Raw genomic sequence first — 14549 nt, forward strand, 5'->3', positions numbered from 1 at the left:
ACAACTCCGCTTTTTATTCATACATATATAGGAAAAAGTATGGGTGGGAATCGGAGTGACATCGAGTGAAGCTTCACGACAGCAAGCGCACCAAATGAATTTTTCGTTATATACGATACTGTTCTTTTGGTGTGCACTTGTGATTGTCTCAAGCGTATATGTGACGACGCCACTTTACAATGTGTTTTCTCTTACATATGAAGTGGGTACAGCAACTTCTACGTGGGTGAGTGGAAGTTTTTCCTTTTGTTATGCAATTGGATTCCTATTTTTTGGGATTCTTGCTAACCGTCTTGGGAGTAAAGAGATCATTGTTCTAGGCCTCGCATTGCTTACACTCATCACCTTTATAATCGGATTTATCGATCATTTTGTGTGGCTCGTTATTTTAAGAGGGATACAAGGATTTGTCGCCGCCACCTTCGCACCAACAGCACTTGCATATGTATTTGAACTTTTTCCGGCTCGATTTCGGATCACTGTGATAGGTTTTATGAGCTTTGGCTATGTAACCGCAGGAATCTTCGGTCAAGTTATTGCTGAAATAGTAAACACCCTGTTTCATTGGCAAGCAGTATTTTTATTGTTTGGCTGTTTCTATTTTGTTACTTATGTTGCTGTAAGACGAATTCTACCGAAAACTGCGCATACGAGTAAAGAAGCAGGACTGCAACAATTTGTTCAGGGGTCGGCAAAAATTTTTCAGCAACGTGATTTTCAGTTATGCTATGGAATTACCTTTTTGCTCCTGCTTACATTTATCGGGATGTATACGGTCTTAGAGGCTACTTTAACGAATGCTCCCTATTTTCTGTCAGACCGGCAAGTATTATTTGTTCGGGCTATTGGGATTATTGGCATGGTGGCTTCGCTTGTTGCGAATCATTTTGTTCGTAGACTGGGGATTGTGCGAGCACTTCGAATGGCTATCGGAATTGCTGTGCTGGGACTGCTTTGTATGGGATTAGGACAAATAGCTGCAATCGTTGTTGGAGCAAGTGTTGTATTTGTCTTCGGTATTTCATTAGTATTTCCTCTTATTATGATGTACATCGGTAAAATAGGGGGAGAACATCGAGCAATTAGTAATGCATGGTATGCGTTTATTCTTTTCGTTGGAGCTACAATTGGTCCTCTCATCGCTGTTACATTAATGGAGATGGGGAGTATTTCCAGTACTTTTGTTGGTCTGGCTGCTATTTTATCAGTTGGCCTTGTTTTGTCGGCTTTGTTAAAAGAATAACGCAAATGCAATGGCATCCACGAAAGGTGAATGCCATTAATGAACCAGTGTTTATCGCCGCTTCTAGTTCTATTTTTCTGCATACAGCTTGCAAATTTCTACAACCGTTTGTGCTGCCTTTTCCATGTTATCTACTGAGATGTATTCAAATTTTCCGTGGAAATTTTCTCCGCCAGTGAAAATGTTCGGTGTTGGCAGTCCCATATAGGAAAGCTGTGAACCATCTGTGCCGCCACGAATTGGCTGAACAATTGGAGTGATGCCGATATTTTTCATCGCTTGATATGCAATATCTACGATTTCTTTAACAGGCTCAATTTTATCCCGCATATTATAATATTGATCTGTTAATTCAAGCTCTACACTTTTTTCACCATAGCTTTCTTTCATTTCTTGAACAAACCGTGTGATGGTTGTTTTTCGGTTCTTAAAGCTTTCTTTGTCAAAATCACGAATAATATAAGAAATGATTGTTTTTTCGACGTCACCATGAATGGAAGATAAATGATAAAATCCTTCATATCCTTCTGTATGCTCTGGTGTTTCCTGGTCAGGTAGCTTACTTATAAATTGTGCTGCCATTCTACTGGCATTCACCATTTTATTTTTGGCTGTTCCTGGATGGACACTATTGCCATGAAAGGTTATCTTGGCAGCGGCTGCATTAAAGCTTTCGTATTGCAACTCGCCTAACGGTCCACCATCAACCGTATATGCATAAGAGGCATTAAATCGTTCGACATCAAATTTGTGTGGACCGCGCCCAATTTCTTCATCCGGTGTAAATGCTACCCGGATTTTTCCGTGCTTAATTTCCGGATGCTTGATTAAATAATGCATTGCGGTCATAATTTCAGCAATGCCTGCTTTATTATCAGCTCCTAGTAGTGTAGTACCATCCGTTGTAATCAATGTATGTCCTTTATAGCTAGGAAGCTCAGGGAAATCTCGTCCAGAAAGAACAACATGCAATGATTCATTTAAAATGAGATCATTTCCATCAAAGTCCTCGACTACTTGTGGATTCACATTTTTCCCCGTAAAATCAGTCGCTGTATCTACATGAGCAAGAAAGCCGATAGTAGGCATTTCCTTTTCGGTGTTAGCAGGGAGGGTAGCCATCAAGTATCCATTTTCATCTAATGATACCTCTTCCATCCCGATTTCTTTCAATTGATCCATGAGTAGGTGGAGTAAATCCCATTGCCCAGGTGTGGATGGAGTTGTTTCGCTTTCTTCATTTGACTGTGTATCTATTTTGGCATACGTAATCAAACGTTTGATTAATTCTTGCTTCATTATGTCAGCTCCTTCTTCGTTATCAGCGATTATTTTCTTCATTTTATCATAATTAACGTAGAAGTATGTTTACGAACATCCCACTTCCATGTATGCTATTTGAAAATAACATAAAAAGAAGGGGTATGCATGATTCGGAAGATCCATGTAGAAGATGCAGAAGCGCTCACAAAGCTTATCCAAGAAGTAGAAAAAGAAAGTAGATTTATGCTGTATGGTGCCAACGAACGCGTTACAAGTGTAGCAAATCAGCGTAAATTGATCGTTTCTTTAGTTCAAGAAGAGAATGGTATGATTTTCGTTGCTGAAAAAGATACAAAGCTAGTCGGATATGTCATGGCAATTGGCAATAAAGTACCAAGAACAAAGCATCGCATGTATGTTGTCGCAGGAATTCTATCCTCACATCGAGGACAAGGAATTGGCACAGCATTATTTGAAAAACTTGATGCTTGGGCGAAAGAAGTCTGCATCCATCGTTTGGAGCTAACCGTCGTTACAGAGAATAAAGCAGCTGTAGCACTTTATCAAAAAATGGGTTATACCATTGAAGGAACAAAAAGAGATTCATTATCGATTGATGGTACTTTCTTTGATGAGTTTTATATGGCAAAATTATTGTAGGAAGATTTTAAAAATAAGGAGGAGCTACATGACGTATTTAATAAGCACAGATCGACTAAAGCGACGGATGAATAACAATACAGTGATTGTGGATACGAGATTTGAATTAGCTGATCCAGATGCTGGAAGACAAGCATATTTAGAGAATCATATCCCTGATGCTGTTTATTTAGATTTAAATCATGATTTGTCCGGAAAGCCGTTGAAGCATGGTGGAACACATCCGCTTCCTGATTTAGATCAATTTGCGCAAAAGCTCGGGAATATAGGGATAGATCATGACACAACCGTGGTTATTTATGATCAGGATAATCACATGTTTGCCCCACGGCTATGGTGGATGCTACATACGTTAGGCCATCGTAAAGCATATGTATTAGACGGAGGCTATGCACGGTGGGTTGCAGAAGGAAATGAAGTGACTCTAGCTGTCCCAAGTCTAACGAAAAAACAGTTTGTGCCGCAAGTAGATGAAACGGCATTTGTTGATATGAAACAGTTAAAAGAAAAGCTAAAGGAAGATGACGCTCTTTTAATCGATTCTCGATCAAAAGAGCGTTACCTAGGTCAAACGGAACCAATGTATCGTAAAGCTGGACATATTCCGGGGGCGGTTCATTACTTTTGGCAGGATGTGCTAACAGAAAAGGGGCGTTGGAAAAGTAATCCTGATTTAGCCCAGCACTTTGCAGCGTTACCTAAAGAGAAAGAAATTATCGTATCATGTGGCTCTGGTGTATCGGCAACACCGAATATATTAGCATTAAAGATGATTGGGTATCAAAATGTAACGCTTTATCCAGGCAGCTTTAGCGATTGGATTTCCTATGAAGAAAATGAAGTAAGAACAGGAGAAGAACATCATGGATAAAAAGCGCTGCGCATGGGTGACAGGGGAGCCAGTGTATATTGCTTACCATGATGAAGAGTGGGGGCGCCCGCAATATGACGATCAGAAGCTATTTGAAATGCTTTGTCTTGAAGGAGCTCAAGCAGGCCTTAATTGGCTAACAATTTTAAAGCGGAGAGAGGCGTATCGGGAGGCTTTTGCGAATTTTGATCCGTCAATCGTATGCAACTATAGTGCTAAAAAGGAAGATACACTCATGCAAAATGCAGGTATCATACGCAATAAGCGTAAGATTCATTCTGTCGTTCAGAATGCAAATGCGTTTTTTAACGTTCAAGCAGAATTTGGCAGTTTTCATGCATATATTTGGCAATTTGTTGGCGGTGAACCAATCGTTAATCATTGGAAAACTATCCATGATGTACCAACATCTACGAAAGCATCTACAGAAATGAGTAAGGATTTAAAAAAACGAGGTTTTTCTTTTGTGGGACCAACGATATGTTATGCATTTATGCAGGCTACAGGAATGGTTAATGATCACACAGATGATTGTTATTTGTCTCCTACAAATAACATAAAAACCTAAATGAGAAGAATAAGGCTGAGATATAATAGAAGCTATTGTAAGCATATGCAGTTTGAAATGGGATCGCTTTTACTACAGGCACAAGTGTGACAGTTCCAAATGCTTATAAGGCTCGTGCGTTCCATTGGACAAGGAACGCACGAGCCGATACATCGTAAGCAGAAAAAACGATCTTTTTTATCAAGATTTCAACTGCTCACTAAATTCATTTATTCAATAAATAGAATCTACATCAAAGTTTCAACTAATTCATTTGAGTTTCTTGGNATCTTTTTTATCAAGATTTCAACTGCTCACTAAATTCATTTATTCAATAAATAGAATCTACATCAAAGTTTCAACTAATTCATTTGAGTTTCTTGGATGAGACATTTTGATCTCATCCCCATTCTTTTTTACAGCTTGAATACGTTAACTTCTTCATTTAATTGCTCTGATAAATTTGCAAGCTCTTCTGCGCTATTGGACACCTCTTCCATAGAACTAGATGTTTGTTGCGCAGAAGCAGCAGCCTCTTCTACTCCAGCGGCAGATTCTTCTGAAACGGAAGCAATTTCTTCAATCAAATGATTCATATGCTCACTATTTTGTGCGATTTCTTTTAGATTTGTAGAAATATAGTTGATTTTATCCGTCATGGAAGAAACGGATTGATTAATCACTTCAAAGTTTTTACCAGTGTCTTCAATTTGATTTGTTCCTTCTTTTACAACGTTATAGCCCGAATTTAGAGAATGAACGACCTGGTCGGTTTCCGTTTGGATACGTTGAACGATCGTTGTAATTTCTCCTACCGATGATGCAACTTGTTCCGAAAGCTTTCTTACTTCATCGGCAACAACGGCAAATCCACGGCCATGCTCGCCGGCTCTTGCAGCTTCAATTGCTGCATTTAAGGATAATAAATTCGTCTGGTCGGAAATATCTTTGATAACAGATACAAGACTCGTAATTTCATTGGATTGCTTGTCTAGTCCTTGTACCATTTGTACGGATTGGGAAACAATGGCATCAATTTTTCGCATCTGATCCACGGATTTCTCCATCATGGTGGCTCCTTGCTTTGTAAGATCTAGAACCTCCTTCGAACTAGTAGCAACCTCAAGACCATTTTGCTCTGAATGATGTACCTTTTCTACAAAATCACGCATCGATTCAGAAAGATCAGCAGCACTTGTTGCTTGTGTTTCTGCACCGGATGATAGCTCCTCCATTGTCGTTGCGATTTGTTCATTTCCTTCTCGAACTTCATTTGCAGATAATTTAAGTGCATCGCTTCGAGACGAAACCGATTGAGAAGCAGATGTCACCTTAAGAAGAATGTTACGGATATTCTTCTTCATTGTGTTGACTGCTTCAGCTAGTTGTCCAATTTCATCTTTTCCTTCATAGTGCATGGATTCGATCGCTAGATTTCCGTTTGCTACTTCAGAGGTGATATCGACAACCTGCTTTAAATTAGCAGAGATTCTGCGGCTAATAAGAATCATTAGGATACTTCCTATGATGACGGCGATTGTATTTGCTATCGCCAATGTTATCGTGATAAGTGTTAAGCTAGCTTTTGTATTATTAACTGCTGTTCCTTGTTCTTTTTTGACAATATCCATAAGTTGATTTACTAAATCTACCGTTTCGGTTCGTAACTCAGAAGATTGATTTCGAATGGACATCGCCATATATTCTTGTTTATTTTCTACTGCGCTACTGATTTCACCGAAGAAAATATCATTGATCTTGGAATCATTTTCTTTAACCTTCGCAAAAATAACCTTTTCGTGCTCTGTTTTTAATTGAGGCTCTAATTTTTCTGTTAAACTGTTAAAGCTTTCCTGATAGGTTGTAAATGCCTCTACATACCGTTTGCTCCCTGTTAGCAGGTAATCGGATATTTGTACATCCTTTACTTGAATAAGTGCAGCCATTTCTGCCATGTCATTAACAAGTAAGCTTCGCTGATCAATTTTTTCAATGTTTGTTTCGGTACTATTAAGCTGTATAAATACAGTAGACCCTGCAACCATAAATAGGATGGCTACAATAAAAAATGCAGATAGATATTTTCTACCTATGCTCACGTTTTTTGCGAAATTCCTTTGTTTGAAGCGAACACGTTTTTCTTTTTGTGCTTTTTCCGTTTTTATCTTAGGTGTTTTAATTTTTCGACTCTTTTGTTTAAAAGCTTGAAATAGTTTTTTCATATAAATCCCCCAAAGTTTTATTCTCCCTTTCTTTAATATCGGCTAAATGAACTGATTATTTAGTCCTATTTAAAATTTTGCGATAATTATAGCGTTTTTATTGAAATCCCCCCATGTTTTCTAGTAAGATACATAATTGTGTGTTCAAGACAGAAGCGAATATCACGGAGCGTCCAAGGAGTTTGAGTACTTGAACGAAAGACGGAGACTCCTGCGGAAAGCGTCAGACTAGAGTGCAAAGTAATGGGTTTAAGTAATGTTTTTTAGAAACAGTGAGAAGCAATAGGTGAAAAATAGTGCCTCATCTTAATATGAGAGGAGGGATAGAATGGATACCGTCTTTTTAGAGGAAGAAAAAAGTAAAGAAGAGATAAAAAAATCACTTGATGATGTGGAACTGCAATTATTTCGTATGAAGGAGAGTATTAAAGAAATCGCTAAAAGAAATGAAGTGATTAGTATTGATCAAACGAGAAAGGACAGTTGGGTGGTTGTGTACGCGGATCGTGATGAAACGGTTTGCCAGTTAATGCTTCATGATTGTCAGCATCCATTTCGTGGGAACTGGGATTCTGCAATTCAAGCCGAGTTCCAGGATGCGCATACGATCCATATTGCAGATATTAAAGGGAAGCAAAATAGAGGCTATGGATCAGTGCTCATCAAACATTTAAAAGAGATTGCTAGAGAAGAAAATGTGCAATACATTACAGGCGATATTGCTGAACGTGATGCAGACCATTTTGATCGATTAACATATTTTTATAGAAAGCACGCATTTCAAGTAGATATTGACTATGAGGAACAGTGCGGAGAAATTCTTTGGAACGATAGTTGAGTAGTTTGAAGATTTTCGTAGTGCATACGTATTAATGTAGAATTACAATTGCGTTTGTTGGGCATTTCTGTGATAAACTAAAAGTAATTCTTTGGAGAAGGGGTGCATGTCATGAAATATGTTACATTAAATAACGGTGTGAAAATGCCACAGTTGGGATTTGGTGTTTGGCAGGTTCCAGATCAGGAAGCAACTCCGGCAGTAGAGAAAGCATTAGAGGTAGGCTATCGTTCGATTGACACGGCAAAGGTGTATGAAAATGAGGCAGGTGTGGGCAGAGCGTTGGCAAATAGTGATGTACCTCGTGAAGAACTCTTTATTACTACAAAAGTTTGGAATAGTGACCAAGGATTTAGCAATACATTAAAGGCTTTTGATGCTAGCCTTGATCGACTCGGACTAGAATATGTTGATCTTTATTTAATTCATTGGCCAACGCCTGAATTTGATGAATATGTAGAAACGTATAAAGCACTTGAAAAGCTTTATCACGATGGACGAGTGAAAGCCATTGGAGTATGTAACTTTAATATAGAACATTTACAACGATTAATCGACGAATGCGAGATTGTTCCAGCTGTAAATCAAGTAGAATGTCATCCGTATTTGCAGCAGCAGGAATTAAAGGATTTTTGCCAACAGCATGATATTTATTTAGAAGCGTGGAGTCCGCTTATGCAAGGTGGAGAAGTATTAGGCAATGGAACGGTGAAAGAGATTGCTAGTCAATATGGAAAGACACCTGCACAAATTATCATTCGTTGGCATCTTCAAGCAGACCATATTGTGATTCCAAAATCAGTAACCCCATCACGGATTGAGGAAAATTTTAACGTGTTCGATTTTGAATTAAGTGGGGAAGACATGGATAAAATTGCGAAGCTTAACCGAAATGAACGAAAAGGACCAGAACCAAACGACATGAATATGCGTTAATATAACTTGATTATCGTCTATAGCATTGAAAAAACCAGACAAGATTCGATCTACTGTCTGGTTTTTTCTGTAATCCTCTATTAAATAAGCATTAAAATAATTCGATAGAAACAATAAAATGCAAAGAGGAAAACAGTAGCTACTTTTAAATTGTTTCGTGCAACATATAAATAGGATATTAAAAATACACCAACATACATAAAACTTGGACCTAGAGACGATAGCCAATAGTGTACTTGAATGTCCAAGATTTCCAGTGGAATCGAGGCAGCTAATAAAATTACTGGAATAATAAACGTTGCACCTAGCTTTTCCATAAAGTAATTTACAGTAAGTTTACTTCCTAATTTCTCAGCATACCATTTATAGACGGGTAAAAGTGCAGCTAAAGCGATGGCATAGGAAATGGCACGACTAAAATGATCAAAGTAATCCTCAAAGGAGGTAAAATAAGATGAAAACTCACCATATAATGTCATTGTGCCAATAAATTCGCTAAGAATAATTAAAGCAACGAATACAATCATGTTGATTAAACCAAACATATGATAGCCTTTATAATCATTGCTTAGAATTAAATCCGGTGTTTGTATTGTTTCTTTGACGAATTGGAAGTAATCTTTCGCAGTGTTGTTCTCAGAGGCCTTAGTTTCTTCTACTACGGAAGTATCCTTGTGATCTTGATTTGTTTGATTTTCCATGAATATTCCTCCCTGTTACTTTTAGCCCAAATACATAGGTTTACCTATTGTACCTTTTGTTGGAATATTTGTAAATAATTCAAAAGTAACAAATATTTTCATATAAAATCATTTTAAATTAGCATAAAAATATAGTATAGTAAAGCTAATATTGTTCATCCATTTTGAAAGGAGTGATGTTTTATGATTTTCAATAGCAAAATAAGCATGACGTTAACTTACATCAAAATGGAGGAACTGTTCGTATAAAAAAGACGCTTCCTCCATCCAATAGGGAGGAAAAAAATTGAATCCATTACACATGCTTGGATGGGACCAAGCAATATCGGTGCAAGATGAATCACAATTTGCGCGCGTTATTACTGTACAAAAAAATAGCTATCAAGTTTCCGATGGTGAAACAGAATATATTGCACATGTAAGTGGTCGTTTTTTAAATGAGGCAACAGATACATTAGATTTTCCAGCGGTTGGTGATTGGGTGAAAGTCCAAAAACTTAAGATGGAAAAGAAAGCAGTAATTACCGGGTTGTTAGCGCGTAAAAGTGCATTTGTTCGGCAGGCTGCCGGATTTAAGACAGAGGCGCAAGTGGTTGCCGCCAACATGGATTATGTACTAATCGTCCATTCGTTAAATCACGATTTAAATGTGAGAAGAATGGAGCGTTATATTCTATCCACTTATGAAAGTGGTGCTAGTCCAATTATTGTATTAACAAAAGCAGACCAATGTAGATTAGATGATGTCGAACAAGCAATAGAAAAAATAGAAGAAGTTGCAATCGGTATTCCGATAGTTCCAATAAGTAGTATTACAGGGCAAGGGTTGGAGCAGTTGGTACCATATATCGAAAAAGGAAAAACGATCGTGTTACTTGGATCATCTGGTGTAGGAAAGTCAACGCTTATCAATGTTTGGATGGAGCGTGATGTACAGGTAACACAAACAATAAGGGAAGATGATAGCAAAGGGCGTCATACTACGACGCATCGTGAGCTTTTTCTTCTTCCGAATGGCGCAATGGTAATTGATACACCAGGCATGCGAGAGCTTCAGCTATGGGATGGCGATACAGCGTTGGATACAACGTTTCAAGATATTGAAGCATTTGCAGAAGTTTGCAAATTTCGTGATTGTCAGCATGAAACAGAGCCCGGCTGTCGAGTCCAAGAAGCAATCGCTGTAGGCGAATTATCTGAAGGGCGATATCAAAGCTATTTAAAGCTACAACGAGAGCTTGCCTTTGAACAAAGAAGACAGGATCAAAAAGCAAAGCTGCTTGAGAAAAGTAAGTGGAAGCAAATTACGAAACAACAAAAATCGCACTATAAGCAAACGAAAAAGAAATAAATGAAATGACTAGCAGGTATTTGCCTGCCAGTCATTTTTAGGATGAAACACCCGTTGTATCGCTTTCTCATATTCATGGAAAAATGCGGGCGCTTTTTGATTGGAATAACCCATATACATATTTGCAGCAATTGCTTCATAATACCATTGCTGTTTTTCTTTTGGTGCATTAAATAAGTGCCACACTTTCTCCCCGATTTCATTATACTGTTTTTCAATATCTAACAAGTTATCTAATTTATCAGCAACAATGAGTTGTTTTACCTCTTCATTTGCAGTTCGAACCAGATCGATTGTATGTTGTTTCCGCTCCTGCCATGATTTCGATTTATCTTCGGTATGTGCGGCAACAAGCGCTGATACAACGGAACCGAATGCATTCTCAATATCCTCGAGCTCACAGGTAGTATCTTCTACGACATCATGCAAATACCCTGCGCAAACAAGCTCATCACGGCAACCAGCGCTTTCTAGTAATGCAGCTACACGAATTGGGTGGGTAATATAAGGAACATTTCCATGCTTGCGAACCTGTCCGCTATGGGCCTGGGATGCAAATGATTTTGCTTTGTTTTTCATTTTAGTTCTCCTTTCGGTAAGGTACAAATCGAGTGTAAGAGTTTCGAGCATTGCTTCCTTTGAGCTTTTAGAATGGTGATTTTCCTTTGGTAATGATTAACAATTTTAGGCATAATGTTATTATAGCACACATGTACTATTTTAATGGCGTGTGCTGAAGTGAATAGAGGCTGGAAGAAGGGATGAAGAGAAGCACTCACACCAGATGTAGATATTGTTTTACTCATTGTCAAGTTATTTTGAGCCTTTTTTCTTTTCAATCCATGGGTAAACAAGTAAACTAAAATAAATTATTTGTTTGGAGAGGAATACGTGTAATGGAGTTTCACTCATATCCTGCTATATATGTCGATTATATCCATTTAAAAGTGAGTAATCTAAAACGCTCACTTTCATTTTATCAAGGGGTTTTAGGATTTAATATGCTAGAAAGCAAGCAAAAAGAAGCGACTTTGACGCTTAATGGGATAGACCCTTTGTTAACTATAGAAGAAATTGAAAACCCAATTCCGAGAAATCCAGGGGAAACAGGGTTATTTCATATTGCCTATCTACTGCCAAAGCGACGTGACTTAGCTAGCACACTTTATCACCTATTAAAGACGGGTTACTCAATACAAGGAGCCTCCGACCATCTTGTAAGTGAAGCCATTTATCTTGCAGATCCAGATGGAAACGGGATTGAAATTTATATTGACCGTGCCCCCGATACATGGAAATGGAATGGACAAAGTGAAGTCAAGATGGCAACTTTGCCTCTAGATGTTGACGATTTATTGAAGGAGACAGAAGAAAGCGTGTGGTCGGGTTTGCCAAAGGAAACCAGAATTGGGCATATTCATTTACAGGTTCATGATTTAAAAGAGGTGACAGCATTTTATTCATTGGGATTTGGATTTGATGTTGTATCTAATTATGGAAAACAAGCACGATTTATCTCGACTAGTGGCTATCATCACCACATTGGATTAAATACGTGGAATAGTCTGGGTGGAAAAAAACCTCACCCTCTTTCTATAGGAATAAAATACTTTCGTGTTGCGTTGTCAAAAGAGCAAAGAGAAAAAGTAAAGCATCGTTTAGTAGATTTAGGCTATTCTGTTAACACTCAGAGTGAATATTATACTGTACAAGATCCAAGTGGAAATATTATTTTATTTTGAGATTTTCCTTGATTGCTTAACAGTTTCGAACTCTTCAATTACTTTTCCATAAATATTTGGTATGATGAAGGTAATTGTGAGGGTTCTTTTTTAAGCTAATAGAAGAAAAACATGACAATAGGATGTGACATAGATGGTGGAGGAAGGAATTAACAGACGGAAAACGGAGCACATTCGTCTTTGCTTGAATGACCAGGTAGAAGGAATAAATAAATCAACAGGCTTAGAAGGGATAGCTTTTATACATAATGCTTTACCAGAAATCAATTTTAATGATATTCAGCTAGGAACATCTTTTTTAAATAAGAAAATTTCTGCACCATTTTTAGTCAGCTCAATGACTGGTGGTTCGAAGCTTGCTACAGATATCAATCAGAATCTTGCAAGAGCAGCAGAGGAAAAAGGGTGGGCGATTGCACTTGGCTCCACTCGCGCCTTATTAGAAAGTGATGCCCATCAGGACTCCTTTCTTATACGAAAGCAAGCGCCAACGGTTCCGTTAATTGCCAACCTAGGTGCTGTTCAGTTAAATTATGGCTATGGCGTAGAGGAAGCACAACGTATTGTGGATCAAACAGAAGCGGATTCACTTGTATTACATTTAAATAGTCTTCAGGAAGTAATTCAGGATGAAGGAGATTTGAATTTTGATTCGCTCTTACCAAAAATAGAACAGCTTTGTAAGCATGTTTCTGTTCCAATTGGAGCAAAGGAAGTTGGCTTTGGTATTGATGGAACGGTAGCTGAAAAGCTTTACAATGCAGGAGTAGCTTACATCGATGTTGCAGGTGCAGGTGGTACTTCGTGGAGTCAGGTTGAAAAGCTTCGCTCACAGGATCCATTACGTAAGGCAGCAGCAGAAGCGTTTAATAACTGGGGAATTCCTACAAAGGACTGTATCGTATCAGTGAAAAGCAAGCTCGGAAATGTTCCAATTGTTGCAAGCGGTGGCATGAAAACAGGTGTAGATGCTGCGAAAGCGATAACCATTGGGGCAGATGTGATTGGCTATGCGCGTCAGCTTCTTCAAGCAGCAACAGAGTCAACAGAAGCGGTCATTCAAGCAATGGATCAAATCGAATTAGAATTAAAAATAACGATGTTTGGAATTGGTGCAAAAACGTTAACAGACTTAAAAAATACGACGCGTGTTTCGATTATGGGGAAATCCTTATTAGAGGAATAAATCATTTCCCATTGCAATGCATCGGTCAATTGGAGCTTCCATTTGACCGATGCTTTTTTAAAAAATTCTGCGCATGAAGGAATAAAATCTATAATCTTTTTCCGATAGCTCCATTCCTATAAGCACAATGATGTATTCCTAATGAAGGAATATGCTAAAATAACATACAGAAATGAGGTGCTATGATGAAAATTGAAGTGTGGTCTGATTTTGTTTGCCCATTTTGTTATATAGGGAAACGAAAACTAGAGAAAGCATTAGAAAGCTTTCCACATACAAAAAATGTTTCTATTGAGTATAAAAGCTATGAATTAAACAAAGACGGTGAAAAAAATCCTGGCATTAGCATCCATGAAGCGCTCTCTCAAAAGTATGGGGTTTCAGTTGAAGAGGCAAGAACGATGAATGAAAACATTGCAATGCAGGCAAGTGAGGTAGGCTTACAGTATCATTTTGATTCAATGAAGCCAGCAAATACCTTTGATGCCCATCGTTTAGCTAAATTTGCTGCTAAAAAAGGCAAAGGTGCTGAAATGACAGAACGATTATTAAAAGCATATTTTACAGATTCCAAGCTAATTAGTGATTATGCAACATTGGTGGATTTAGCTGAGGAAGTCGGCCTGTCACGAGAAGAGGCAGAGGAAATGCTTCATTCAGAAACCTATTCCTTCCACGTGCGTGCTGATGAAAAACAGGCAGAGGAAATTGGAGTCCAGGGTGTACCGTTTTTTGTCTTTAATGAAAAGTATGCGGTATCTGGGGCACAGCCAGTAGAGGTGTTTTCGGAAGTCCTTGAACGGGTGTGGCAAGAACAACATGAAAAGCCAGTACTACAAAGCTTGAATCCACAGCAGTCAGAAACGACTTACTGTACGGATGAAGGTTGTGAAGTAAAGCGAAAATAAAAGGATAGTAAAGACGCAATCTTTTATAATAAAAAGGTTGTGTCTTTTTTTATGTTGCAATCGTCATTTGATTAATTACAA

General features: G+C 38.1%; 14 protein-coding genes. 10 read left to right on the top strand and 4 right to left on the bottom strand.

Annotation, left to right across the window (positions count from 1 at the left end; translation table 11 throughout):
* Positions 1 to 55 precede the first annotated feature (55 nt).
* Positions 56 to 1243 (top strand): MFS transporter, encoded by a 1188-nt coding sequence (locus QBK89_RS09605; RefSeq protein WP_284140828.1) that lies wholly within the window; start codon positions 56 to 58, stop codon positions 1241 to 1243.
* A 69-nt stretch (positions 1244 to 1312) separates the two neighbouring features.
* Here the strand turns inward: QBK89_RS09605 and pepT are convergent, their stop codons facing one another.
* On the bottom strand, positions 1313 to 2542 hold the full coding sequence (pepT, locus tag QBK89_RS09610; protein ID WP_284140829.1) for a peptidase T: 1230 nt from the start codon (positions 2540 to 2542) through the stop codon (positions 1313 to 1315).
* 129 nt (positions 2543 to 2671) lie between these two features.
* Here pepT and QBK89_RS09615 point away from each other — a divergent pair, with 129 nt between their 5' ends.
* From QBK89_RS09615 to QBK89_RS09625, 3 genes are read left to right on the top strand one after another with little or no spacing between them, the layout of a single operon-like run.
* On the top strand, positions 2672 to 3166 hold the full coding sequence (locus QBK89_RS09615; RefSeq protein WP_284140830.1) for a GNAT family N-acetyltransferase: 495 nt from the start codon (positions 2672 to 2674) through the stop codon (positions 3164 to 3166).
* 28 nt (positions 3167 to 3194) lie between these two features.
* Positions 3195 to 4037, top strand: a complete 843-nt coding sequence (locus QBK89_RS09620; RefSeq protein ID WP_284140831.1) for a sulfurtransferase — start codon at positions 3195 to 3197, stop codon at positions 4035 to 4037.
* Entirely contained in the window at positions 4030 to 4605 is a 576-nt protein-coding gene (locus QBK89_RS09625) for a DNA-3-methyladenine glycosylase I (RefSeq protein ID WP_284140832.1), read from the top strand. Before QBK89_RS09620 ends, QBK89_RS09625 begins: the two co-directional genes overlap by 8 nt.
* A 395-nt stretch (positions 4606 to 5000) precedes the next feature.
* Here the strand turns inward: QBK89_RS09625 and QBK89_RS09630 are convergent, their stop codons facing one another.
* A complete protein-coding gene (locus tag QBK89_RS09630; protein WP_284140833.1) occupies positions 5001 to 6806 on the bottom strand; it encodes a methyl-accepting chemotaxis protein in 1806 nt (601 codons plus the stop codon).
* A 328-nt stretch (positions 6807 to 7134) separates the two neighbouring features.
* Between QBK89_RS09630 and QBK89_RS09635 the strand changes: the two genes are divergently transcribed.
* Entirely contained in the window at positions 7135 to 7644 is a 510-nt protein-coding gene (locus QBK89_RS09635; protein ID WP_284140834.1) for an N-acetyltransferase, read from the top strand.
* 111 nt (positions 7645 to 7755) lie between these two features.
* Positions 7756 to 8580, top strand: a complete 825-nt coding sequence (locus QBK89_RS09640; RefSeq protein ID WP_284140835.1) for an aldo/keto reductase — start codon at positions 7756 to 7758, stop codon at positions 8578 to 8580.
* 80 nt (positions 8581 to 8660) lie between these two features.
* Here QBK89_RS09640 and QBK89_RS09645 read toward each other — a convergent pair whose 3' ends face one another.
* Entirely contained in the window at positions 8661 to 9281 is a 621-nt protein-coding gene (locus tag QBK89_RS09645; protein ID WP_284140836.1) for a hypothetical protein, read from the bottom strand.
* Between the two features lie 301 nt (positions 9282 to 9582).
* Between QBK89_RS09645 and rsgA the strand changes: the two genes are divergently transcribed.
* Positions 9583 to 10632 carry a ribosome small subunit-dependent GTPase A gene (rsgA, locus tag QBK89_RS09650; RefSeq protein WP_284140874.1) on the top strand — a complete coding sequence of 350 codons (1050 nt, stop codon included), beginning with the start codon at positions 9583 to 9585 and terminating at the stop codon, positions 10630 to 10632.
* 9 nt (positions 10633 to 10641) lie between these two features.
* Here the strand turns inward: rsgA and QBK89_RS09655 are convergent, their stop codons facing one another.
* The gene (locus QBK89_RS09655; protein WP_284140837.1) at positions 10642 to 11211 is read right to left on the bottom strand and encodes an HD domain-containing protein; all 570 of its coding nucleotides are present in this window, start codon (positions 11209 to 11211) and stop codon (positions 10642 to 10644) included.
* A gap of 317 nt (positions 11212 to 11528) precedes the next feature.
* Between QBK89_RS09655 and QBK89_RS09660 the strand changes: the two genes are divergently transcribed.
* From QBK89_RS09660 to QBK89_RS09670, 3 genes are all read left to right on the top strand, one after another.
* Complete coding sequence (locus QBK89_RS09660; protein WP_284140838.1) at positions 11529 to 12374, top strand: VOC family protein; 846 nt, start codon at positions 11529 to 11531, stop codon at positions 12372 to 12374.
* 136 nt (positions 12375 to 12510) lie between these two features.
* Positions 12511 to 13560: a type 2 isopentenyl-diphosphate Delta-isomerase gene (fni, locus tag QBK89_RS09665; RefSeq protein WP_284140875.1), complete on the top strand. Its 1050-nt coding sequence runs from the start codon at positions 12511 to 12513 to the stop codon at positions 13558 to 13560.
* Between the two features lie 185 nt (positions 13561 to 13745).
* Positions 13746 to 14468 carry a DsbA family oxidoreductase gene (locus tag QBK89_RS09670; RefSeq protein WP_284140839.1) on the top strand — a complete coding sequence of 241 codons (723 nt, stop codon included), beginning with the start codon at positions 13746 to 13748 and terminating at the stop codon, positions 14466 to 14468.
* The last annotated feature ends 81 nt before the right edge of the window (positions 14469 to 14549 follow it).

Origin of the sequence: Virgibacillus sp. LDC-1 (genome assembly GCF_030137545.1) — a bacterium.
In the GTDB taxonomy this organism is placed as follows: Bacteria; Bacillota; Bacilli; order Bacillales; family Amphibacillaceae; genus LDC-1.

Coding starts and splice junctions, on each gene's coding strand:
- pepT (WP_284140829.1), bottom strand. CDS start 2,542: ATGAAGCAAGAATTAATCAAACGTTTGATTACGTATGCCAAAATAGAT.
- QBK89_RS09615 (WP_284140830.1), top strand. CDS start 2,672: ATGATTCGGAAGATCCATGTAGAAGATGCAGAAGCGCTCACAAAGCTT.
- QBK89_RS09620 (WP_284140831.1), top strand. CDS start 3,195: ATGACGTATTTAATAAGCACAGATCGACTAAAGCGACGGATGAATAAC.
- QBK89_RS09625 (WP_284140832.1), top strand. CDS start 4,030: ATGGATAAAAAGCGCTGCGCATGGGTGACAGGGGAGCCAGTGTATATT.
- QBK89_RS09630 (WP_284140833.1), bottom strand. CDS start 6,806: ATGAAAAAACTATTTCAAGCTTTTAAACAAAAGAGTCGAAAAATTAAA.
- QBK89_RS09635 (WP_284140834.1), top strand. CDS start 7,135: ATGGATACCGTCTTTTTAGAGGAAGAAAAAAGTAAAGAAGAGATAAAA.
- QBK89_RS09640 (WP_284140835.1), top strand. CDS start 7,756: ATGAAATATGTTACATTAAATAACGGTGTGAAAATGCCACAGTTGGGA.
- QBK89_RS09645 (WP_284140836.1), bottom strand. CDS start 9,281: ATGGAAAATCAAACAAATCAAGATCACAAGGATACTTCCGTAGTAGAA.
- rsgA (WP_284140874.1), top strand. CDS start 9,583: ATGCTTGGATGGGACCAAGCAATATCGGTGCAAGATGAATCACAATTT.
- QBK89_RS09655 (WP_284140837.1), bottom strand. CDS start 11,211: ATGAAAAACAAAGCAAAATCATTTGCATCCCAGGCCCATAGCGGACAG.
- QBK89_RS09660 (WP_284140838.1), top strand. CDS start 11,529: ATGGAGTTTCACTCATATCCTGCTATATATGTCGATTATATCCATTTA.
- QBK89_RS09670 (WP_284140839.1), top strand. CDS start 13,746: ATGAAAATTGAAGTGTGGTCTGATTTTGTTTGCCCATTTTGTTATATA.